Origin of the sequence: Delftia sp. WSY_22 (assembly GCF_043104185.1) — a bacterium.
GTDB classification, from domain to species: Bacteria; Pseudomonadota; Gammaproteobacteria; order Burkholderiales; family Burkholderiaceae_C; genus Comamonas; species Comamonas tsuruhatensis.
The window spans coordinates 141,630-163,249 of record NZ_JBICKN010000006.1 but is presented as its reverse complement, the minus strand read 5'-3'; the positions used below and the strand labels follow the sequence as shown (position 1 = coordinate 163,249).

Genomic DNA, 21,620 nt, shown 5'->3' with positions numbered 1-21,620 from the left:
CCTGGATGCGCGCTGTGGTCCCTGCACCCACTCCTTCATCGTCTTCGTGGACGCCGTGGCTGCTCGGCTGCGTGGTCGGTGCCGCCTGGCAGGTCACGCAGCCCCAGCTGTGGCCGCTGTGGATGTATCTGCTGATGATGGGCCTGGCCTTGCTGGCCTTGCTGTATCTGTCAGGACAGGTCCGGCGGGCCCGGGCCGGCGGCCGCCGCGGCGCGGTCAGCGGCCTGTGGGTCGCCGCTTGCGCAGCCTCGCTGGTGGCCGGCCTGACAGGCTGGCGTGCCCAGGACTTTGCGGGCCACGCGCTGTCGCCGCAGCTGGAAGGGCGTGACCTGCGCATCGTCGGCGTCGTGGCATCGCTGTCCCAGAACATGGCCCAGGGCGTGCGCTGGCGCATGGCCGTGGAGCAGGCGCAGATCGCGGGCAGCGAAGAGGCCCTGGCGCCGTTTCCCGGGTTGATCGAGCTGTCCTGGTTCGCAGCCCGGGGCCGGGCGTCCAAGGGCGCCGCAGCGTCGCTGCCCGTCCTGCGCCCGGGCCAGCGCTGGGACCTGACCGTGCGGCTCAAGCGCCCGCATGGCGCGCGCAATCCCCACGGTTTCGACTATGAGCTGTGGCAGTGGGAGCAGGGCGTGCAGGCCACGGGCTATGTGCGCGAACAGCCAGCGGCGAGCCTGCTGGCCGACACCGGCGCCTACGCCCTGCAGCGCTGGCGCCAGCAGATGCGCGAGGCCATCGTGAACCGGGCAGCCGCACTCGCGCAAGCCATGCAGCGCGTAGGCATGGACCCCGCGCAGTCGCCGCGCATGCTGGGCGTGGTGGCCGCCCTGGCCATGGGCGATCAGCAGGCCATTGCGCGTGACGATTGGACGCTGTTCCGCCATACCGGCGTGGCCCATTTGATGAGTATTTCCGGACTGCATATCACCCTGTTCGCATGGCTGGCTGCGCTGGTCGTGGGGCGACTGTGGCGTTGCAGTGCCCGGGCCTGCCTGTGGTGCCCGGCGCCGCAGGCGGCCCTGCTGGCCGGCGTGCTGCTGGCGGGCGGCTATGCCCTGTTCAGCGGCTGGGGTCTGCCGGCGCAGCGCACGGTGTGCATGCTGGCAACGGTGGCCGCGTTGCGCGTCACAGGGCTGCGCTGGCCCTGGCCCGCAGTGTGGTGCCTGGCGCTGGCCGTGGTTGTCGTGCTCGATCCCTGGGCCCTGTGGCAGGCGGGCTTCTGGCTGAGTTTTGTCGCCGTGGGCGTGCTGCTGGCGACCGATGCACGCATGCAGGGCGCGGTGCGGCCGTCGCTGCCCGCCCGTGCCCTGGCGTTGTGGGGTGAGCAGTGGCGCATCACTCTGGCGCTGGCGCCGCTGGGGCTGATGCTGTTTGGCCAGCTGTCGCTGTCGGGGCTGCTGGCCAATCTGGCCGCGATTCCCTGGGTGACTTTCGTGGTCACGCCACTGGCCTTGCTGGGGGCCTTGTGGCCCCCGTTCTGGACGGGCGCGGCGCTGGCGCTGGCGCCGCTGCTGGAACTGCTGCAGTGGCTGGACCGGTGGGGCTGGGCCGTGTTGCAGCTGCCGCAGCCGCCGCTGTGGGCGGGGCTGGCTGCGCTGGGTGCAGGCCTGGCGCTGGTGGCTCCGGTGCCGGCCGGATGGCGTTGCTGGGGCCTGGCCATGTGCCTGCCGGCCCTGTGGTGGCCGCCGGCCGCACCGGCACATGGCGAGTTCGATTTGATGGCCGTGGACATAGGCCAGGGCAATGCCGTGCTGCTGCGCACGGCCCGGCACGCCCTGCTGTATGACACGGGTCCGCAGTACGGCATGGATAGCAATGCCGGCGAACGGGTGCTGGTGCCGCTGCTGCAGGCCCTGGGGCTGCGCCTGGATGCGCTGTGGCTCAGCCACCGCGACGGCGACCATACGGGCGGTGCCTTGGCCGTGCATGCCGCGCAGCCGCAGGCCGAGGTCTGGGGATCGGACTCCGTGATCCTGGACCCCGCTCTGGCCGGCCTGGGCGCCGTGCGCCGCTGCGAGGCCGGCCAGCAGTGGGAGTGGGATGGCGTGCAGATGCAGGTGCTGCATCCACCCGCGGGCGAACCGCTGCCGGCCGCGCAGGCCCTGGCCCACGCCAATGCGGGCAGCTGCGTGCTGCTGCTGCGTTCGGCATCCGGGGTGCAGGCCTTGCTGGCCGGCGATATCGAGGCTGCACAGGAAAGGGCGCTGGCGCAGGCCGGCGCCCTCACGCCCGTGCAGTGGCTGCTGGTGCCGCACCACGGCAGCCGCACCTCATCGAGCACTGCTCTGGTGCAGGCCCTGGCACCGCGCTGGGCCATGGTTCAGGCGGGATACCGCAGCCGTTATGGACACCCGGTCCCCGAGGTGGTGCGGCGCTATGAGGCCAACGGCTCCAGCGTGGTGCAGTCGGCCCGCTGCGGCGCAGCGCATTGGCGCTCTGCCGATCCCGCACAGCTGGTCTGCGAGCGGGAGCGGGCGCGCCGTTACTGGGACATGCATGTCACGCACGTCAGGCACATCACGCAGAGGCAGGGCGGATAGGACGGGCGCCGATGGCCGCGCAGCCGGCATATGCTGGATACCGCTTGTCCGGATTGAGGTTACCTATCGCTACACTGGTGCGATACGAGGGCTGGCCCGCAGCTTGCTTTACCTCGTACACATGCAGCGACAGGAGGTGACGAATGCATCCATTTGACGAGATGTACACGATGACGCCGTTCGACGGCAGCGATGTGCGCCTGCACTACAAGGACTATGCGCAATGGCTTGCGCGCCAGTCCGAACAGACGCTGCGAGCGCGCAGCGCCGAGGCCGAGATCATCTTCCGGCGCGTAGGCATCACGTTCGCCGTCTACGGCGACAAGGATGAAAGTGGCGCCGGCACCGAGCGCCTCATTCCCTTCGACCTGATTCCGCGCGTCATCCCGTCCCATGAATGGGAGCGCATGCAGGCAGGCCTGGTGCAGCGCGTGACGGCGCTCAACCGCTTTCTGCACGACGTCTACCACGACCAGGAAATCCTGCGCGCGGGCCTGCTGCCGCGCGAGCTGGTGCTGAACAACAGCCAGTACCGCCCCGAGATGCGGGGCCTTGCCGTGCAGGGCGGCATCTACGCCCACATCGCCGGCATCGACATCGTGCGTGCCGCCAATGCCCAGGGCGAGGGCGTGTACTACGTGCTGGAGGACAACCTGCGCGTGCCTTCGGGCGTGTCTTACATGCTGGAGAACCGCCGCATGATGATGCGGCTGTTCCCCGACCTGTTCTCGCGTCATCCCGTGGAGCCCGTGGCCCACTATCCCGACATGCTGCTGGAGACGCTGCGCGCCAGCGCTCCGGCCGGCACGCCCGAGCCCACGGTGGTGGTGCTCACGCCCGGCATGTACAACAGCGCCTACTTCGAGCACGCCTTCCTGGCCCAGCAGATGGGCGTGGAGCTGGTCGAGGGCCAGGACCTGGTGGTGGACAAGGACGTGGTCTACATGCGCACCACGCGCGGCCTGCAGCGCGTGGACGTGATCTACCGGCGCGTGGACGATGATTTTCTGGACCCCGAAGTCTTCCGTCCCACCTCCACGCTGGGCTGCCCCGGCCTCATGCGCGCCTACCGCGCGGGCAACGTCAGCATCTGCAATGCGGCGGGCACGGGGGTGGCCGACGACAAATCGGTCTATCCCTATGTGCCGGAGATGATCCGCTTCTACCTGGGCGAGGAACCCATTCTGCAGAACGTGCCGACCTGGCTGTGCCGCAAGCCCGACGACCTGCGCTACGTGCTCGACCACCTGGATGAGCTGGTGGTCAAGGAAGTCCATGGCGCCGGTGGCTACGGCATGCTGATCGGGCCTGCCGCCTCGCGCGGCGAGATAGAGGATTTCCGCCGCGCGCTCATCGCCAATCCCGGCGGCTACATCGCGCAGCCCACGCTGGCGCTGTCCACCTGCCCCACCCTGGTGGAGCAGGGCATCGCGCCAAGGCATATCGACCTGCGTCCCTTCGTGCTCAGCGGCAATCAGGTACGCATGGTGGCCGGCGGCCTCACGCGCGTGGCGCTCAAGGAAGGCTCGCTGGTGGTCAATTCATCACAGGGCGGCGGCACCAAGGACACCTGGGTGCTCGGGGCCGGTGAGTCAAACGAGGGAGGACATTGAATGCTCAGCCGTACTGCCGATCATCTGTACTGGATGTCCCGCTACACGGAGCGTGCGGAGAACACTGCCCGCATGCTCAACGTCTCCTATGACACTTCCATGCTGCCCCAGGCGCCTCAGGCGGCGCGCAAGGCCTGGCAGGGCGTGCTGTCCATCAGCGAGCTGATCCCCGCCTATGCCTCCCGCCACGGCGAGGTGCAGCGAGAGGCCGTGCTGCACTTCATGGTGCGCGACGAGAGCAACTCCTCGTCCATCGCCTCCTGCCTGCGCGCTGCGCGGGAGAATGCGCGTGCCGTGCGCGGCGCGCTGACCACCGAGGCCTGGGAGACCCAGAACCAGACCTGGCTGGAACTCAAGCGCCTGCTGGCCGAGGGGGACTGGGAGCGCGATCCGGGCCAGTTCTTCGAATGGGTCAAGCACCGCTCGCACCTGTCGCGCGGCGTGACACTGGGCACCATGCTGCAGGACGAGGCCTTCCACTTCCTGCGCCTGGGCACCTTCATCGAGCGCGCCGACAACACGGCGCGCCTGCTGGACGTGAAATTCCACGCCATCGAGCGCGACTACCATGGCAGCGCGCGCAACGGAGCGTCGGGCAAAGGGGCCACGCCCTTCGACTTCTACCACTGGAGCGCGCTGCTGCGCAGCGTCTCGGCCTTCGAGGTCTACCGCAAGGTCTACCGCGACGTGATCACGCCCGAGCGCGTGGCCGAGCTGCTGATGCTGCGCAGCGACATGCCGCGCTCGCTGCTGGCCAGCATGCTGGAAGTGGTGGCCAACCTGGAAAGCGTGGCCAACGACCAGTCGCGCGAGACCCAGCGCAAGGCGGGCCGCCTGCTGGCTGACCTGCGCTATGCGCGCATCGACGAAATCCTGGCCACGGGCCTGCACGCCTATCTCACGCAGTTCCTGGATCGCGTGCACGACCTGGGTCAGGGCATCAGCCGCGACTTCCTGGTGCCTGCCTGAGCCGCCGTCGCCCAATGAACAAAGCCGCCCTCGGGCGGCTTTGTTCATTGGGGCAGGGCCATTCAGTCCTGCGCGCTGTCCAGCTCCAGCACAACGCCTTCGGCATCGCCGATGGGCACCACGTCGCAGTTGTCGCCAGGGCCTCCCCGGTCCACCACGATGAAGCGCGCGGGCGCGTTCAGGGCAATCAGCGAGTGGTGCCAGACGCCGCGGCGGTAGTTCACGCCCTGGCGTCCGTTGGTGATGAAGGCGCGCAGGTCGCCGGGCGCCACCTGCTCTCCCAGGGGCGCAACCACCACGATGAAGGGCTGGGCGTCCAGCGGCATGAAGGCCTGGCTGCCCAGGGGATGGCGCTCCATGCTCGTCAGCTGCAGGGGCAGCGCATAGGGGTGGGCGTGGAACAGGTTGATCAGCGCGTGGCCCTCGCTGCCGCCCGTGTCCACGCGGGCCAGGGCATGGTAGCGCTCGGTCATGCCGTCGTTGATCAGCAGCGGCGTGTGGCCTGCACTGTCGATGACCTCGCCAAACTCGGCAAAGGCTTCGGCGGTCAGCGGTTGGGCGTGCAGGCGAAGGCGGGCGGGGCGGGTCTCTGACAAGGTATTCACGAAGTACTGCCTCTTGTTTTCATACTGGTATTACCAGTTTGCTGTTGCCTGGGGATTTTGTCAAACCTGAGTGACGCCAGCCGATGTCCTGTGCATCATTTGCGGTGGTTCGGGTAAATGCGAGTGTGCATTGGCCGGCGGGAAAGGCAACATTCGCTCCGTATTTTCAGACCGGTCATACCAGTTGATCACAACCCTTCAACCAAGGACTTCCTGATGTCATCACTTCCCGCATCCGCCGAGGCCGCCGGCGCGGCCCCGGCGCTGTCCAGCGAAACGCCGGCCGAGGCAGCCGTCTACCGCAAGGTGGCCTGGCGCCTGCTGCCCTTCATCATGGCCTGCTACGTGGCGGCCTATCTGGACCGGGTGAACGTGGGCTTTGCCAAGCTGCACATGCTGGCCGACCTGCAGTTCAGCGAGGCCATGTACGGCCTGGGCGCGGGGCTGTTCTTCATCGGCTATTTCTTCTTCGAGGTGCCCAGCAACATGCTGATGCACCGCATAGGAGCCAAGGCCACCATCTCGCGGATCATGATCATGTGGAGCCTGATCTCGGCGGCCATGATGTTCGTGACCACGCCCACGCAGTTCTACGTGCTGCGCTTCCTGCTGGGCGCGGCCGAGGCCGGTTTCTACCCCGGCATGATCCTGTACATGACCTACTGGTTTCCCTCGTACCGGCGCGCCCGCATGGTGGCGCTGTTCATGTGCGCGATCCCGGTCTCGGGCATCCTGGGCGGACCGCTGTCGGGCGGCATCATGGACCTGATGCAGGGCGTGGCGGGGCTGCGCGGCTGGCAATGGCTGTTCCTGATCGAGGCCATTCCCTCGCTGATCCTGGGCCTGGCCGTGCTCTGGTACCTGGACAACAGCATCCGCGCAGCGCGCTGGCTGACCGAGGCGGAAAAGACCCTGCTGGAGCGCAACATCGCTCGCGAGAACGCCAGCAAGAGCGACAGCCACGTCACGCTGCGCGCACTGTTTTCCGACCCGCGCATCATCAAGATGGCCATGATCTGCTTTTGCACCGTCATGGGCCAGTACGGGCTCACGTTCTGGCTGCCCAGCCTGATCCGCCAGTCGGGCGTGGAGGGTGCCTTCCAGATCGGCCTGCTGACGGCCGTGCCGTTTTCGGTGGCCGTGGTGTCCATGAACCTGGTCAGCCGCAGCTCGGACCGCATGCGCGAGCGCCGCTGGCACCTGATCGTTCCGTTCTGCGTGGGCGCGGCGGGCCTGATGCTGTCGGCCACCTTCAGCGGCAACGTCTACGTGTCGCTGGCCGCCCTGGCGCTGGCCGCGGGCGGCAGCCTGGCAACCTCGCCACTGTTCTGGAGCCTGCCCACGGCCATCCTGTCCAGCGCAGGCGCTGCGGCCGGCATTGCGCTGATCAACTCCTTCGCCAACCTGGCCGGCTTCATCAGCCCCTACATGATCGGCCTCATCAAGGATGCGACGCAGAGCACCAATGCGGCCATGTTCGTGCTGGCCGGCGTGCTGCTGTTCGGGGCCTTCCTGACCTATACCGTGCCCGCCAAACTGGTCAACAAGTAGCGCCGGACAGGGCGCGTGAACCGGCGGGCGAGGCGCGCAGTCGCTAATATCGGCGCACCGCCCCCGGGCCAGAGATCCGCCAACGCATGGAACCCAGCACCGCCATCAGCACACCCGCCGGCAACCCTGCCAGCACCGCCGTTGCCGGCAATGCCGCCCGCGTGATCCGCGAGTGGATCGAGGGCGGCGTGTATCCGGTGGGCTCGCTCCTGCCTTCGCAGCGCGACCTGTCGGAGCAGTTGGGCATCAGCCGCACCTCGCTGCGCGAGGCGCTGTCCACGCTGCAGGGGCTGGGCCTGGTCGTGGCCCGGCCTGGCAAGGGCATGTACGTGACCGAGGCGCCCGAGGCTGCGGCCGCAGACGCCTGGCGCTTTGCCGACTCGCATGCGCTCACCGATGTCTATCAGCTGCGCTACGCGCTGGAGGGCTTTGTGGCGCGCCTGGCGGCCCTGGTGGTGCAGCCTGAGGATGTGCAGGCCCTGCAGGCCAATCTGCAGGCCATGCAGCAGAGCATAGAGCGGGCCGATTTCGTGCAGGCCACGCGACTGGATTTCGAGTTCCACCTGCAGATCGCCACCATCTCGGGCAACCATGCCATCGCCGACGTGCTGCGCGGCAGCGGCGAGGTCATGCAGGAAAGCCAGCGCCTGCCGTTCTACAAGCGGGGCGCACGGCATGCGACCACCGAGGAGCATGCGGCCATCATCGATGCCCTGTCCCGCGGCCATCCCGAACTGGCCCAGCAGGCCATGGCCACCCACATCGTGCAGGCGGCCCAGCGCGCGGGCGTGCACTTTCCCACCGGCCTGTAGGCACGCCAGCCCGTGCCTGATCGGCCGGGTTTTTGGCCTTACCATCATCGGCGCAGCGCATTTTTTCCCTATCTACAGACCGCCCGGATGCCGATCCATGACAAGCCAAGGAAATGAACTCTGCATACTGGCAGACGCCCTAGAGGCGCAGCGCGAAGGACTCTTGCAGACATGGCGCAAGGCCGTCAGGCGGGACCCGGCGCTGACCGCTGGTGAGGCGCTTCCCCGAACCCAGCTGAACGATCACATCCCGGCCGTGCTGGCCGCGTTCGAGCAGCAACTGCGGACCCTGGGCGGTGCACCGGCAGACACCGCCGAGCCGCCGGGCGATGGCGAGCAGGCCGCCGCCCACGGCCTGCACCGCTGGCAGCAGGGCTATGACCTGCATGAAGTCGTGCGCGAGCTGGGGCTGCTCAACGAAGTCATGGTGGCGCAGCTGGAGGACTATGCCCAGGGGCGCCCTGATGCGCACGTCGCCATGCCCGTTGCGCGCAAGGCCTGGGCCGCCACCTATACCCGCGACGTTCAGGACAGCAGCACCCAGTATTTCCGCCTGCAGCAGCAGGAGGCCGAGGGCCATGTCCGGGACCTGGAAGCGGCGCTGCATGACCTGAGCGCGCTGGACCTGCAGCGCTCGCAACTGTGGGAGCAGGTTGCGCATGACCTGCGCAGCAACGTCGGCGTGGTGGCCAATGTGACGCATGGCCTGGGCATGCAGCATGCGCCGGCGCAGTCGCGCGAGAAACTCCTGCGCATGCTGGACCGCAACGTCCAGTCGCTGCGACATCTGCTGGATGACGTGACGGAGCTGGCCAAGCTGCACGCCGGGCGCGAGCATCGCCAGCTGACCTCCTTTGACGCAGCCCAGGTGATCACCCATCTGTGCGAGGGACTGCAGGCCCTGGCCAACGAGCGCGGCCTGTACCTGCACCTGCAGGGGCCGGGGACGATGCCGGTGGAGGGGGATGCCTTGAAACTGCGCCGCATCGCGCAGAACCTGGTGCTCAACGCGCTCAAGTACACCCAGGAGGGCGGCGTCACGGTGAAGTGGGCCCTTGGTGATGGGGAGGACCAGCGCCGCTGGATGCTCTCCATCGGGGATACGGGCCCCGGCATGGAGCCGGCGGCGCCCCTGGTTGCCGCCCTCAAGCACGCCACGGACCTGGACCCTTCGGGCCATCTGACGTCGGCGGCCTCCGCAGAGGTCCGCGCCGGAGGCGAGCCACGGCCCGGCGTCGCGGCGGCCCGCTACCGCAGCGGCGCAGGCGAGGGGATAGGCCTGTCCATCGTCAAGCGGCTGGCGGAATTGCTGGACGCCACGATCGAGGTGCAGTCGGCCGCGCAGACCGGCACGACCTTTCTTCTGTTGTTTCCGCTGCGATATGCCGACGAGTGACCGATAGCCGGGCCAGGAGATGAAAAAACGGGCACACAGGCCCGTCGTTTCGCGTGCGGGGCGCGGCCTGTGCCGCCGCCCCTGAGTCCGGTGCTCAGGACTCTTCGTCCATCTGCGACTGCAGATAGTTCTGGATGCCGACCTTGTCGATCAGGTCCAGCTGGGTTTCGAGGTAGTCGATGTGCTCCTCGGTATCGTCCAGGATCTTTTGCAGCAGGTCGCGCGAGACGTAGTCGCGCACGCTTTCGCAGTGGGCGATGCCGTCCTTGATGGTCTGCTGCGCGGTTTTCTCGCTGCTCAGGTCGCAAGCCAGGGCTTCGGGCACGTCCTCGCCGACTTGCAGCTTGCCCAGGTCCTGCAGGTTGGGCAGGCCGTCGAGCACGAAGATGCGGTCCATGAGCCAGTCGGCGTGCTTCATCTCGCCGATGGACTCCTTGTATTCCTTCTTGGCCAGCTTGTCGAAGCCCCAGTGCTTGTACATGCGGTAGTGCAGGAAGTACTGGTTGATGGCCGTCAGCTCGTTCTTGAGCTGGGCTTGCAGCCAGGTGATGACTTGTGCGTCGCCTTGCATGGGGAACTCCTTTGTTGTACGTGGGGGACCGCGCCGATCGCCGGCCGCTACAGGGGTGGATTGTCTAGGGTTTCTGCGTCAGATCAAGCAAACCCCTGTTATCACGCATTGGCTGCTTATGAGGCGCGTTCTCGTTTGCGGGCCGGCATGCTGACGCGGCTGCGGGGTTGCTGCATTGCCTTGTCATATTTCGGCCCAAAATAGCCTCTTCAGGCCGGTGGCGGGCTGGTCAAGCCCGCAGGCCTGGAGACAAGGATGTTTACATAGTTTTTGGCAATCGGATGAATTCAATCAATTCATTGGATCAATCGATGGCCTGGGCCTAGACTTCGTCCTGTGTTCACTCACCAACCACAAAGGAAACAGCAATGTCCGTGATCAACACCCAAATCAAGCCCTTCAAGACGCAGGCCTTCAAGAATGGCAAGTTCATCGAAGTGACCGAAAAGGACGTCCTGGGCAAGTGGGCCGTGTTCTTCTTCTACCCCGCTGACTTCACCTTCGTGTGCCCCACCGAGCTGGGCGACGTGGCCGACCACTACGACGAACTGCAAAAGCTGGGCGTGGAAGTGTTCTCCGTGTCCACCGACACCCACTTCGTGCACAAGGCATGGCACGACGCGTCGGACACCATCCGCAAGATCAAGTACACGATGCTGGGCGATCCCACCTGGGAAATCAGCAACAACTTCGAAGTCCTGCGTCCCGGCCAGGGCCTGGCTGACCGCGGCACCTTCATCGTCGACCCCGATGGCGTGATCCAGGCCGTGGAAATCACCGCCGAAGGCATCGGCCGCAACGCCGTCGACCTGCTGCGCAAGGTCAAGGCTGCCCAGTATGTCCGCAACCACCCCGGTGAAGTCTGCCCCGCCAAGTGGGAAGAAGGCGACAAGACCCTGGCTCCTTCGCTCGACCTGGTCGGCAAGATCTAAGCGGTACACCGCTTCCTGTTCACAGTTGAACTGTTGAAGACGCCCGGGTGCCTGGCGCCCGGGCTTTTTTTTCCGAAAATTCGTATTTCCCTAGGAGTCCGACATGCTTGACAACAACCTGAAAGCCCAATTGCAGGCCTACCTGGAGCGCCTGCAGCGTCCGGTGGAGCTGGTGGCTTCGCTGGATGACAGCCAGGGTGCGCGCGAGCTGAAGGAACTGCTGCTGGAAATCCGCGAGCTGAGCGACAAGATCACCGTCGTCGAGCACAACGACGCCGAGGTGCGCAAGCCCTCGTTCCTGATCACCAATCCCGGCGTGGACAGCGGCGTGCGTTTCGCAGGCGTCCCCCTGGGCCATGAATTCACCTCGCTGGTGCTGGCCCTGCTGCAGGTCGGCGGCCATCCGTCCAAGGAATCGGCCGAGTTGCTGGAGCAGGTGCGCAACATCGACGTGCCGCTGCACTTCGAGACCTACTACTCGCTGTCCTGCCACAACTGCCCGGACGTGGTGCAGGCGCTGAACCTGATGTCCGTGCTCAATCCCAAGATCAGCCACACCGCCATCGACGGCGGGCTGTTCCAGAAGGAAGTCGAGCAGCGCGAAGTCATGGGCGTGCCCACGGTCTTCGTCAATGGCGAGCGCTTCGGCCAGGGCCGCATGGAGCTGGCCGAGATCGTCGCCAAGGTCGATACCGGCGCCGCTTCGCGTGAAGCGGCCAAGATTTCCGCCAAGGATGCCTTCGACGTGCTGATCGTCGGCGGCGGCCCGGCCGGCGCGGCCGCTGCCATCTATGCGGCACGCAAGGGCATCCGCACCGGCATCGCCGCCGAGCGCTTCGGTGGCCAGGTGCTGGACACCGTGGACATCGAGAACTTCATCTCGGTCTCCAAGACCGAAGGCCCGCAACTGGCCGCCGCCATGGAGCGCCATGTGCGCGACTACGAGGTGGACATCATGAACCTGCAGACGGCCTCCAAACTGATTCCGGCTGCCACGGAAGGCGGGCTGATCGAGGTGCAGACTGCCTCGGGCGCCAGCCTCAAGGCCAAGACCGTCATCCTCTCGACCGGCGCGCGCTGGCGCAACATGAACGTGCCGGGCGAGGACAAGTACCGCACCAAGGGCGTGACCTACTGCCCGCACTGCGACGGACCGCTGTTCAAGGGCAAGAATGTGGCCGTCATCGGCGGCGGCAACTCGGGCGTGGAAGCGGCCATCGACCTGGCCGGCATCGTGCGCAGCGTGACGCTGCTGGAGTTCGCCAGCGAGCTCAAGGCCGATGCCGTGCTGCAAAAGAAGCTCAAGAGCCTGCCCAATGTGACCGTCATCCTCAACGCCCAGACCACCGAGGTCAACGGCGACGGCAAGAAGGTCACCGGCCTGACCTACAAGGACCGCACGACGGAAGAGGTCAAGACCGTGGCGCTGGAAGGCATCTTCGTGCAGATCGGCCTGCTGCCCAACACCGACTGGCTCAAGGGCACGGTGGAGCTGACCCGCTTCGGCGAGATCGTGATCGATGCCAAGGGCCACACCAGCGTGCCCGGCGTGTTCGCCGCAGGCGACTGCACCAACGTGCCGTACAAGCAGATCATCATCGCTGCCGGTGCCGGCTCCACGGCTGCGCTGTCGGCCTTCGACCACCTGATCCGCCACTGAGCTGAACAGGCGTGAGAAAGGGCCCGGATGCCTCGGCATCCGGGCCTTTTTTCATTCCGGCGCTGTCAGGCGCGTGCCTTGCCGGCGCAGGTGGCACACAGATGGCTGTCCAGCAGCCCGGTGTGCCAGCAGGGATTGCTCCAGGGCCTATGCGCCAGATCAAATCAATGAATGAGAACTATTCGCATATAATTTTTCTTCATCCAGCCAGCACATGACGCGCCAACGGCTGGCGGGCCAACCGCCAGCCGCTGCAACCAGAAGCCAGCTCTCGCACATCCATGTTGATCAGAGAGAGAGGGCTTCGCAATGGCTTACGACTTCGCAATGCAATCATGCGCCCGGCGGGCGCGCCATCCCCTGGCCGCCGCCTGCGCGGTGCTGTGCGCCTCCGCTGCCCTGGCCCAGGGGCCGGGGCAGGCCGCCGCAGACGCGGCAAATGCCGCAAACGCCGGAGATGCCGACACGCAATTGCTGGCGCAGGCCGCGTCCGGGGCACGGACCCGTGCCCCGGCCCTCAAGGAGATGGTGATCAGCGCCTCGCGCGAGGTGCAGGACCCTGACACCCTGCCCATGAGCATCGACGTGATCGACGCCGGCCGCATGGAGCGCGAACAGGCCAGCGACATCCGCGAGATGGTCAACCTGCTGCCCAATGTCGATGTGCCGCGCGCCCCGGCGCGCTTCTCGCTGGCGACCTCGTCGGCCGGGCGTGACCAGAACAGCGGCTTCAACATCCGTGGCCTGGATGGCAACCGTGTGCTCATGCTGGTCGATGGCGTGCGCCTGCCGCGCAGCTACAGCTTCAGCGCCAACAGCTTCGGCCGCGACTACCTGGACCTGGGCCTGGTGCAGCGCGTGGAAATCCTGCGCGGCTCCACGCCCGCGCTGTATGGATCGGACGGCATGGGCGGCCTGGTCAACTTCGTGACCGTGCAGCCAGACGATCTGCTGGGCAGGGACAAGCGCATCGCCGGCCGCGTGGCTGCCGGCTATGACGGCTCGGACAACGGCCGCAAGCTGGGCGCCACCGTGGCGGGCCGAGTCAGCCCCGAATGGGCCTGGCTGCTGTCGGCGGGCCTGGGCCGCTCCCGTGCGCTGGAGAACATGGGCACGAACAACGTGACGGGCGCGGCGCGCACCACGCCCAATCCCGAGAAAGACCGCAGCGAATCGCTGATGGGCCGCCTGGTCTTCACGCCCAGCGCCGTGCAAAAGCATGTCTTCACCTTCGAGAACGTGGACAAGCGCGCCGACTACGCCCTGCTGTCCGCGCGCTCGGCCACCGTGGCCAATTCCGACTCGCGCACCGACATGAAGCGCTGGCGGGCCAGCTGGCAGGGCCAGTGGCAGCAGCTGGGCACGGCGCTGGCCGACGAACTGCAGCTGATGGCCAGCTACCAGAAGTCCGACGCGCGCGAATTCGTCACCGAGACGCGCATCGGCCTGCCGTACCGCGAGCGCGACGTGACCTATGACGAGGACGCGATCCAGCTGCACGCCCAGGCCAGCCGCCTGCTGCGCTGGAGTTCCTCGGCCAGCGGCAAGTTCACGTACGGGCTGGACTACCTCCGCAACAAGGTGGTCAACGTGCAAAACGGCATCACGCCGCCCGTGGGCGAGAGCTTCCCGCTCAAGCGCTTCCCCGACACCACCGAAAGCGCCACCGCCCTGTTCGCCCAGGCCGAACTGCACAACGGCCCCTGGAGCGTGACCCCGGGCCTGCGCGCAGAGCACTACAGCATCAAGCCCCGGCAGAACGGCTTTGTGCCCACCGTGGTCAGCAACTCGGACTCCGCGCTCTCTCCCAAGCTGGGCGTGATGCTGCAGGCCAGCCCGGTCTGGTCCGTTTATGGCAACTATGCGGCAGGTTTCCGGGCCCCCAATGCCGGCCAGATCAACGCCTTCTTCGAGAACCCGGTGGCGTTCTACCGCAACATTCCGAATCCCGACCTGCGGCCCGAAAAGAGCCAGACCTTCGAGCTGGGCCTGCGCGGGCGCATGGACAGGCTGCGCCTGGACGCCGCCGTGTTCACGGGACGCTACAAGGACTTCATCGTCGACCAGCAACTGGTTGCGGGCCAGCCCGGCAACGCGGCCAACCCCGCCATCTACCAGTCCATCAACGTGGGCCGCGCCCGCATCAGCGGCTTCGAACTCAAGGCCGACTACGACTGGGGCCGCTGGGCCGGCGGCGACTGGCAGACGCGCCTGGCCTACGGCTACACCGACGGCAAGGACACGCAGTCCGACAAGCCGCTGGACACCATCTCGCCCCAGCAACTGGTGCTGGGCGTGCGCTACGAGCGCTCTGTCGTGGGCGTGCAGTTCAACGTCTCGCACTGGAGCGGCAAGAAGGCCGGCGACGTGTCCAACGGCAGCACGGCCTGGCTCAGCCCCTCGGCCACGGTGCTGGACCTGAGCGCGCAATGGCGCATCCGTCCCGACCTGCGCCTGAACGCCGGCATCTACAACCTGACCGACAGGAAGTACTGGCGCTGGTCCGATGTGCGCGGCCTGCTGGCCACCACGGCGATTGCCGACGCCTACAGCCAGCCGGGGCGCCATGCGCGCGTCTCGCTGATCAAGGATTTCTGAAGCCCGGCGCCTGAAGGCCAGGCGCCGCGACCCGTGTCCCAACGATGTTTTGCAACGCAAGGAGAGCCCCATGCACCGTACCGAGAGTGAAAGCCTTGCCCGTGACGAGGAATACCTGCTGGCCGAAGGCGAGGCCCAACTGGCCGCCACGCTGGCGCTGATGACCGGCTTCGGCCACGGTTGCTGCGAGGCCCACCGACCCGCCATTGCCGGCAAGGTGGCCGATCAACTGCAGGGCCTGTCCGGCGACAGCAGCTTTTCGCCGGACATGCGGGCCTTGCTGCAACGTCTGCAGCGGCGCTGGCAGGCGGTCTCCGAGGCCAGCGCCGCGCAGCGCGCACCCCGGGCCGAGGCGGCGGCCGAGACCCGCCATCCCTCCGTTGCCCACGCGCTCTGGCATGCCCCTTTGGAGACCCTGCAATGATCACCACCGCCGCCGCAGCCTGCGATGACCTGCTGATTCCCGTCAATGCGCCCGACGTGCGCCAGCGCTTTGCCCAGGCACGCCAGAGCGGCCTGCGAGCCAAGGAGGCCGCCGAATCCATGGGCCTGCCCGAAGGCGCCGCCATCGGCGCCCACGCGGGCCTGCATGACGGCGGCCTGCAGGTCGTGCCGCTGCGCGCGCAGTGGCTGCAGGTGCTGCGCGCGCTGCAGGACTGCGGCACCGTGATGGCGCTCACGCGCAATGAGTCCACGGTGCATGAGAAGACGGGCGTGTACCAGAAGCTCTCGGCCAGCGGCGGCGTGGGATTGGCGCTGGGCCGCGAGATCGACCTGCGCCTGTTCTTTGCCCAATGGCATGCCGGCTATGCCGTGACCGAGCAGCCCGCCCAGGCTGGAAGGCCGGCCACGCACAGCCTGCAGTTCTTCAATGCCCACGGCCGCGCCGTGCACAAGGTCCATGCGCGCGAGTCCACCGACATGGCAGCGTGGGATGCGCTGGTACGGCGCTTTGCCGAGCCCAGCGCGGGCTACCTGTTTCGCCATGCCCGGCCCAGAGCGCTGCCGCAGTCCGACAAGGTCATCGACGTGCACGGCCTGAGCGCCGCCTGGGATGCCCTTCAGGACACGCATGAATTCTTCGACCTGCTGCGCCGGTTCGGCGTGGAGCGCCAGCAAGCCTTCCGCCTGGTCCCCGGCCGTTGCGCGCGGCTGGCACCCGAGTCCGTGGCCCAGTTGCTGGGCGATGCGGCGGTGGACGGGCTGCCCATCATGGTCTTCGTGGACAGCGGCGGCTGCATCCAGATCCATACCGGCCCCGTGCACAACATCCAGCCCATGGGCACGCCCGGCGGCGCGCAATGGATCAATGTGCTGGACCCAGGCTTCAACCTACATCTGCGCTGCGACATGATCGCCAGCGTCTGGGCCGTGCAAAAGCCCACGGCCGATGGCGTGGTCACCTCGGTCGAGGCCTTCGACGCGCAGGGCGATCTGATGGCCATGTTCTTTGGTGAGCGCAAACCGGGCCTGGCCGAACTGCCGGGATGGCGCGAGCTGGTGGCGGGCTTGCCGCGCTTGGCAGTGCAGACACTGGCCTGAGCGGCCCAGGCCCTGGAAAGAGCCGGCCGGGCCGCCTCAGAGATGCACGGTGGCGGCCACCAGCCTGCCCACCAGCGGACGCACCACCATCACGCAGACAAAGGCCACGGGCATGGCCAGCACATAGGTCTGCATCACGCGCCGCAGGTAGTCGGCGCCCAGGCCGCTGTTGGCGCCGACGATGGCGCAGCACATCAGAAACGCCATGATGGCCGACATGTAGAAGGCAAAGACGATGGGCGCGAAGCGGCGGTGCAGCTTGCGGCTGCGCGGTGCCGCAGGGGTTGCGGGAGCGATGGAGGCAGAGGTATCGGGCATGAAGGCGTATCCGGTCAGGCCGCTTGTCGATTCGGCGCGGCAAGTGCGCAACTGTAGGCAAGGCCCGGGCCGTCGTGTAGAGGGCTGCAGCTTGGTGCACTCGTAAGATATATTGATGAATTGATTTTTCATCCATAGGTTTTTGTGCCTAATCTGCGCTCCATCGAGACCTTCGTCAAAGCCCTGGAAGGCGGCTCCATCGCCTCGGCCGCGCGCCAGCTGGGTATTTCTCCTGCAGCGGCCAGCCAGAACATCGCCCGGCTGGAGCGCGAACTGGGCACGCGCCTGATCACGCGCACCACGCGCTCCATGGCGTTGACCGAAGCCGGCGAGCGCTATCTGGCACGTGTGGGCCCCGTGCTGCAGGAACTGGAAAAAGCGCAGTCCGACCTGTCGCAGCTGCATGGCGAACTGCAGGGCCGGCTGCGCATCGCCTGCATGGCCGCCTTTGGCCGCCATGTGCTGGCGCCGCTGCTGCCGGCCTTTGCCGCGCGGCATCCCCGGCTGGAGCTGGAGTTGCTGGTGGTGGACCGGCAGGTGGATGTGCTCAAGGAAGACGTGGACATCAGCGTGCGCTACCGCGATGTGCTAGAGCCCGGCATGGCCGTGCGCCAGCTGGCGGCCGTGCCGCGCGTGCTGTGCGCCTCGCCGGCCTACCTGCAGGCCCACGGCAGGCCGCAGACCGCGCAGGACCTGCTCGACCATGCCTGCCTGCTGTACCGGCGCGAGGCCGATGGCCGCTTCATGCGCTGGCCGTTTTCACGCGACGGCAAGCGCGTGGACCCGCAGCTGCGCGTGACCGCCATCGCCAGCGATGTCGATGCACTCACCGAAATGGCCGTGGCCGGTGGCGGCATCGTCTGGATCGGCAGCTTCATCGCCCACCGGTACATGCGCGAAGGGCTGCTGCAGCCGCTGGCCCTGGGCCCGGCGCGCAAGGGGCAACTGCACTTCGATGACACCACGCTGGATTTCTTCGCATGCTTTCGCGACCGCCAGTACGTGCCGACCAAGGTGCGTGCCCTGGTGGACTACCTGGTCGAGACGCTGCCGCAGCAGCCCATGCTGCGCTGGAACGCCTCGGCCTGAGACCGGGTTCAGTGCCCCAGGTGCTGGGGCAGGACTTCCTGCAGGATCGTGGTGGCGATTTCCTCGATGGACTTGGTGGTGCTGGACAGCCACTGGATGCCGCTGCGGCGCATCATGGACTCGGCCTCGGCCACCTCGTAGCGGCAGTTGGCAAGGCTGGCGTACTTGGAGTCGGGCCGGCGCTCGTTGCGGATGCTGGACAGGCGCTGGGGGTCGATGGTCAGGCCGAACAGCTTCTTGCGGTAGGGCACCAGGGCGGGCGGCAGCTGCTTGCGCTCGAAATCCTCGGGAATCAGCGGGTAGTTGGCCACCTTGAGACCGAACTGCATGGCCAGGTACAGGCTGGTGGGCGTCTTGCCGCTGCGCGAGACGCCCACCAGGATCACGTCGGCGCCCGTCAGGTCCTGGTGGGTCTGGCCGTCGTCATGGGCCAGCGTGTAGTTGATGGCCTCCATGCGCTCCAGGTATTCCTTGCTTTCGCTGATGTCGGCGAAGCGGCCCACGCGGTGCAGCGACTTCTGGCCCAGCTCCAGCTCCAGCGGCCGCACGAAGGTGCCGAACATGTCGAATACCTTGCCCTTGCATTGGCTCTCGATCAGGTCGAGCATGTCCTGGTTGACCAGGGTAGTGAAGACGATGGGCTTGTGGCTTTCCGACTCGGCCACATGGTTGATCTGCCGCACGGCCTGGTGGACCTTGTCCATGGTGTCCACGAAGGGGATGCGGACCAGGCGCGACTTGGTGTCGAACTGGGCCATGATGGCCGTGCCAAAGGTCTCGGCTGTAATGCCAGTGCCATCGGAGATGACGAAGATGGTGTGGGTGTGCATGGTGGTCGGGCTCTGGACAGGGGGCTGCCGTCGGTTCACGGCAAACGCCTACAATGGCGCCCATTATTCCCAATTTCCCATCCATGCTCGCTGCCGGCCTCCAACCAGAACAGCAAAGCCTCGCGCACGCCTGCGTGGGTGGATCGACCGTGCCCGGCTTTGGCAGCCGGGGCGGCGCACTACGGTTTTCAACTTCTGGAGCTTTCCCATGTCTCAACTGTTCGAGGCCACCGCCCTCGTCGTTCCGTTTGAACAACTGAGGATGACCGATGTCGAGTCCGTAGGCGGCAAGAACGCCTCGCTCGGCGAAATGATCTCGCAGCTGCCGCAGGGCGTGCGCGTGCCCACGGGCTTTGCCACCACGGCCCATGCCTTCCGCCAGTTCCTGGCCCACGACGGCCTGGCCGACAAGATCAGTGCCAAGCTGGCCGCCCTCGACGTGGAGGATGTCCGCGCCCTGGCCCAGGTCGGTGCCGAGATCCGTGCCCTGGTCGAGAACCAGCCCTTCCCGGCCGATCTGGAGCAGGCCATCCGCGAGGAATTCGTGCGCCTGCAGGGCGGCAACGAGGCAGCCTCGTTCGCCGTGCGCTCCTCGGCCACGGCCGAAGACCTGCCCGACGCCTCGTTCGCCGGCCAGCAGGAAACCTTCCTGAACGTGGTGGGCATCGAGTCGGTGCTGCACAAGATGAAGGAGGTGTTCGCCTCCCTGTACAACGACCGCGCCATCTCCTACCGCGTGCACAAGGGCTTTGCCCATGACGTGGTGGCCCTGTCGGCCGGCGTGCAGCGCATGGTGCGCTCCGACCTGGGCGCGGCCGGCGTGATGTTCACCATCGACACCGAATCGGGCTTCGAGGACGTGGTCTTCATCACCTCCAGCTACGGCCTGGGCGAGACCGTGGTGCAGGGCGCCGTCAATCCTGACGAGTTCTATGTGCACAAGCCCATGCTCAAGGCCGGCAAGAAGGCCCTGATCCGCCGCAACCTGGGCTCCAAGCTGATCCAGATGGTCTTTGCCTCGCCCGAGGAAAAGGCCGTCAGCGGCAAGCTTGTCAAGACCACCGACGTGGCCCATGAGCTGCGCAACCGCTACTCGCTGTCCGACGAGGACGTGCAGCAGCTGGCGCACTACGCCCTGGTCATCGAGCAGCACTATGGCCGCCCCATGGACATCGAGTGGGGCAAGGACGGCACGGACGGCCAGCTCTACATCCTGCAGGCCCGCCCCGAGACCGTGAAGAGCCAGGCCAAGGGCCAGGCCGAGCAGCGCTACGCCCTCAAGGGCACGGGCAATGTGCTGGCCGAAGGCCGCGCCATCGGCCAGAAGATCGGCACGGGCCCGGTGCGCCTGGTCAATGACATCGCCAACATGGACCAGGTCCAGCCCGGCGACGTGCTGGTGACCGACATGACCGATCCCAACTGGGAGCCGGTGATGAAGCGCGCCTCGGCCATCGTCACCAACCGTGGCGGCCGTACCTGCCACGCGGCCATCATTGCGCGCGAACTGGGCATTCCGGCCGTGGTCGGCTGCGGCAACGCCACCGATCTGCTCAAGGACGGCACCCTGGTCACCGTCAGCTGCGCCGAAGGCGATACCGGCAAGATCTATGACGGCCTGATCGAGACCGAGGTCACCGAGGTGCAGCGCGGCGAGATGCCCGCCATCAAGACCAAGATCATGATGAACGTGGGCAACCCCCAGCTGGCCTTCGACTTCGCCCAGCTGCCCAACGAGGGCGTGGGCCTGGCCCGCCTGGAGTTCATCATCAACAACAACATCGGCGTGCACCCCAAGGCCATCCTGGACTATCCCGCCGTGGATGCCGACCTCAAGAAGGCCGTGGAGTCCGTGGCCCGTGGCCATGCCTCGCCGCGCGCCTTCTACGTGGACAAGGTCGCCGAAGGCGTGGCGACGATTGCCGCCGCCTTCTGGCCCAAGCCCGTGATCGTGCGCATGTCGGACTTCAAGTCCAACGAGTACCGCAAGCTCATCGGCGGCAGCCGCTACGAGCCCGAGGAAGAGAATCCCATGCTGGGCTTCCGTGGCGCGGCGCGCTACATCTCCGAGGACTTCGGCGAGGCCTTCCGCATGGAGTGCGAGGCACTGCGCCGCGTGCGCGAGGACATGGGCCTGACCAACGTGCAGATCATGATTCCCTTCGTGCGCACGCTCAAGCAGGCCGAGCGCGTCACCCAGTTGCTGGCGGCCAACGGCCTCAAGCGCGGCGACAACGAACTCAAGCTCATCATGATGTGCGAGGTGCCCTCCAACGCCATCCTGGCGGACGAGTTCCTCGAGTTCTTCGACGGCTTCTCCATCGGCTCCAACGACCTGACCCAGCTCACGCTGGGCCTGGACCGCGACTCCGGCCTGGAGCTGCTGGCCGCCGACTTCGACGAGCGCGACCCCGCCGTGCGCAAGATGCTGTCGCGCGCCATCAAGGCCTGCCTGGACCAGGGCAAGTACGTGGGCATCTGCGGCCAGGGCCCGTCCGACCACCCTGACTTCGCCCAATGGCTGGCTGACGAAGGCATTGCCTCCATCTCGCTGAATCCCGACAGCGTGGTCGCCACCTGGCAGCGCCTGGCGCAGTAAG

General features: G+C 66.8%; 17 protein-coding genes. 13 read left to right on the top strand and 4 right to left on the bottom strand.

What is annotated here, in order from left to right; translation table 11 throughout:
• The first annotated feature begins 5 nt into the window (after positions 1 to 5).
• The 3 genes from ACF8NF_RS01380 (at position 6) to ACF8NF_RS01370 (ending at position 5,116) form a co-directional block, all read left to right on the top strand.
• Positions 6 to 2,534, top strand: a complete 2,529-nt coding sequence (locus tag ACF8NF_RS01380; protein WP_160851783.1) for a DNA internalization-related competence protein ComEC/Rec2 — start codon at positions 6 to 8, stop codon at positions 2,532 to 2,534.
• Positions 2,535 to 2,677: 143 nt separating this feature from the next.
• Positions 2,678 to 4,147, top strand: a complete 1,470-nt coding sequence (locus ACF8NF_RS01375; RefSeq protein WP_016447617.1) for a circularly permuted type 2 ATP-grasp protein — start codon at positions 2,678 to 2,680, stop codon at positions 4,145 to 4,147.
• The gene (locus ACF8NF_RS01370; protein WP_016447616.1) at positions 4,148 to 5,116 is read left to right on the top strand and encodes an alpha-E domain-containing protein; all 969 of its coding nucleotides are present in this window, start codon (positions 4,148 to 4,150) and stop codon (positions 5,114 to 5,116) included.
• A gap of 62 nt (positions 5,117 to 5,178) precedes the next feature.
• On the opposite strand, the gene ACF8NF_RS01365 is transcribed toward ACF8NF_RS01370, so the two are convergent.
• Positions 5,179 to 5,721: an ureidoglycolate lyase gene (locus ACF8NF_RS01365; protein ID WP_209801600.1), complete on the bottom strand. Its 543-nt coding sequence runs from the start codon at positions 5,719 to 5,721 to the stop codon at positions 5,179 to 5,181.
• 216 nt (positions 5,722 to 5,937) lie between these two features.
• On the opposite strand from ACF8NF_RS01365, the gene ACF8NF_RS01360 reads away from it, so the two are divergent.
• The 3 genes from ACF8NF_RS01360 to ACF8NF_RS01350 all read left to right on the top strand — a co-directional run bounded on the left by ACF8NF_RS01360 (position 5,938) and on the right by ACF8NF_RS01350 (position 9,480).
• The gene (locus ACF8NF_RS01360) at positions 5,938 to 7,272 is read left to right on the top strand and encodes an MFS transporter (protein WP_160851786.1); all 1,335 of its coding nucleotides are present in this window, start codon (positions 5,938 to 5,940) and stop codon (positions 7,270 to 7,272) included.
• A gap of 86 nt (positions 7,273 to 7,358) precedes the next feature.
• On the top strand, positions 7,359 to 8,084 hold the full coding sequence (locus ACF8NF_RS01355) for a FadR/GntR family transcriptional regulator (protein ID WP_016447613.1): 726 nt from the start codon (positions 7,359 to 7,361) through the stop codon (positions 8,082 to 8,084).
• Between the two features lie 97 nt (positions 8,085 to 8,181).
• Positions 8,182 to 9,480, top strand: a complete 1,299-nt coding sequence (locus ACF8NF_RS01350) for a sensor histidine kinase (RefSeq protein WP_070080937.1) — start codon at positions 8,182 to 8,184, stop codon at positions 9,478 to 9,480.
• 94 nt (positions 9,481 to 9,574) lie between these two features.
• Here the strand turns inward: ACF8NF_RS01350 and bfr are convergent, their stop codons facing one another.
• Positions 9,575 to 10,051 carry a bacterioferritin gene (gene bfr, locus ACF8NF_RS01345; protein ID WP_016447611.1) on the bottom strand — a complete coding sequence of 159 codons (477 nt, stop codon included), beginning with the start codon at positions 10,049 to 10,051 and terminating at the stop codon, positions 9,575 to 9,577.
• 368 nt (positions 10,052 to 10,419) lie between these two features.
• On the opposite strand from bfr, the gene ahpC reads away from it, so the two are divergent.
• From ahpC to ACF8NF_RS01320, 5 genes are all read left to right on the top strand, one after another.
• Positions 10,420 to 10,983 carry an alkyl hydroperoxide reductase subunit C gene (gene ahpC, locus ACF8NF_RS01340; protein ID WP_016447610.1) on the top strand — a complete coding sequence of 188 codons (564 nt, stop codon included), beginning with the start codon at positions 10,420 to 10,422 and terminating at the stop codon, positions 10,981 to 10,983.
• A 103-nt stretch (positions 10,984 to 11,086) separates the two neighbouring features.
• Positions 11,087 to 12,643 carry an alkyl hydroperoxide reductase subunit F gene (ahpF, locus tag ACF8NF_RS01335; protein WP_160851788.1) on the top strand — a complete coding sequence of 519 codons (1,557 nt, stop codon included), beginning with the start codon at positions 11,087 to 11,089 and terminating at the stop codon, positions 12,641 to 12,643.
• A gap of 309 nt (positions 12,644 to 12,952) precedes the next feature.
• On the top strand, positions 12,953 to 15,241 hold the full coding sequence (locus tag ACF8NF_RS01330) for a TonB-dependent hemoglobin/transferrin/lactoferrin family receptor (protein WP_392449951.1): 2,289 nt from the start codon (positions 12,953 to 12,955) through the stop codon (positions 15,239 to 15,241).
• 70 nt (positions 15,242 to 15,311) lie between these two features.
• Complete coding sequence (locus ACF8NF_RS01325) at positions 15,312 to 15,665, top strand: hypothetical protein (RefSeq protein WP_016447606.1); 354 nt, start codon at positions 15,312 to 15,314, stop codon at positions 15,663 to 15,665.
• Positions 15,662 to 16,783, top strand: a complete 1,122-nt coding sequence (locus ACF8NF_RS01320; RefSeq protein ID WP_392449950.1) for a hemin-degrading factor — start codon at positions 15,662 to 15,664, stop codon at positions 16,781 to 16,783. Before ACF8NF_RS01325 ends, ACF8NF_RS01320 begins: the two co-directional genes overlap by 4 nt.
• A gap of 36 nt (positions 16,784 to 16,819) precedes the next feature.
• Here the strand turns inward: ACF8NF_RS01320 and ACF8NF_RS01315 are convergent, their stop codons facing one another.
• Entirely contained in the window at positions 16,820 to 17,101 is a 282-nt protein-coding gene (locus tag ACF8NF_RS01315; RefSeq protein WP_016447604.1) for a DUF2798 domain-containing protein, read from the bottom strand.
• 144 nt (positions 17,102 to 17,245) lie between these two features.
• On the opposite strand from ACF8NF_RS01315, the gene ACF8NF_RS01310 reads away from it, so the two are divergent.
• Positions 17,246 to 18,190 carry a LysR family transcriptional regulator gene (locus ACF8NF_RS01310; protein ID WP_043791855.1) on the top strand — a complete coding sequence of 315 codons (945 nt, stop codon included), beginning with the start codon at positions 17,246 to 17,248 and terminating at the stop codon, positions 18,188 to 18,190.
• Positions 18,191 to 18,198: 8 nt separating this feature from the next.
• Here the strand turns inward: ACF8NF_RS01310 and ACF8NF_RS01305 are convergent, their stop codons facing one another.
• Positions 18,199 to 19,020, bottom strand: a complete 822-nt coding sequence (locus ACF8NF_RS01305; protein ID WP_016447602.1) for a pyruvate, water dikinase regulatory protein — start codon at positions 19,018 to 19,020, stop codon at positions 18,199 to 18,201.
• A 208-nt stretch (positions 19,021 to 19,228) separates the two neighbouring features.
• On the opposite strand from ACF8NF_RS01305, the gene ppsA reads away from it, so the two are divergent.
• A complete protein-coding gene (gene ppsA, locus ACF8NF_RS01300) occupies positions 19,229 to 21,619 on the top strand; it encodes a phosphoenolpyruvate synthase (RefSeq protein WP_392449949.1) in 2,391 nt (796 codons plus the stop codon).
• Position 21,620 lies beyond the last annotated feature (1 nt).

Coding starts and splice junctions, on each gene's coding strand:
- ACF8NF_RS01380 (WP_160851783.1), top strand. CDS start 6: ATGCGCGCTGTGGTCCCTGCACCCACTCCTTCATCGTCTTCGTGGACG.
- ACF8NF_RS01375 (WP_016447617.1), top strand. CDS start 2,678: ATGCATCCATTTGACGAGATGTACACGATGACGCCGTTCGACGGCAGC.
- ACF8NF_RS01370 (WP_016447616.1), top strand. CDS start 4,148: ATGCTCAGCCGTACTGCCGATCATCTGTACTGGATGTCCCGCTACACG.
- ACF8NF_RS01360 (WP_160851786.1), top strand. CDS start 5,938: ATGTCATCACTTCCCGCATCCGCCGAGGCCGCCGGCGCGGCCCCGGCG.
- ACF8NF_RS01355 (WP_016447613.1), top strand. CDS start 7,359: ATGGAACCCAGCACCGCCATCAGCACACCCGCCGGCAACCCTGCCAGC.
- ACF8NF_RS01350 (WP_070080937.1), top strand. CDS start 8,182: ATGACAAGCCAAGGAAATGAACTCTGCATACTGGCAGACGCCCTAGAG.
- bfr (WP_016447611.1), bottom strand. CDS start 10,051: ATGCAAGGCGACGCACAAGTCATCACCTGGCTGCAAGCCCAGCTCAAG.
- ahpC (WP_016447610.1), top strand. CDS start 10,420: ATGTCCGTGATCAACACCCAAATCAAGCCCTTCAAGACGCAGGCCTTC.
- ahpF (WP_160851788.1), top strand. CDS start 11,087: ATGCTTGACAACAACCTGAAAGCCCAATTGCAGGCCTACCTGGAGCGC.
- ACF8NF_RS01330 (WP_392449951.1), top strand. CDS start 12,953: ATGGCTTACGACTTCGCAATGCAATCATGCGCCCGGCGGGCGCGCCAT.
- ACF8NF_RS01325 (WP_016447606.1), top strand. CDS start 15,312: ATGCACCGTACCGAGAGTGAAAGCCTTGCCCGTGACGAGGAATACCTG.
- ACF8NF_RS01320 (WP_392449950.1), top strand. CDS start 15,662: ATGATCACCACCGCCGCCGCAGCCTGCGATGACCTGCTGATTCCCGTC.
- ACF8NF_RS01315 (WP_016447604.1), bottom strand. CDS start 17,101: ATGCCCGATACCTCTGCCTCCATCGCTCCCGCAACCCCTGCGGCACCG.
- ACF8NF_RS01305 (WP_016447602.1), bottom strand. CDS start 19,020: ATGCACACCCACACCATCTTCGTCATCTCCGATGGCACTGGCATTACA.
- ppsA (WP_392449949.1), top strand. CDS start 19,229: ATGTCTCAACTGTTCGAGGCCACCGCCCTCGTCGTTCCGTTTGAACAA.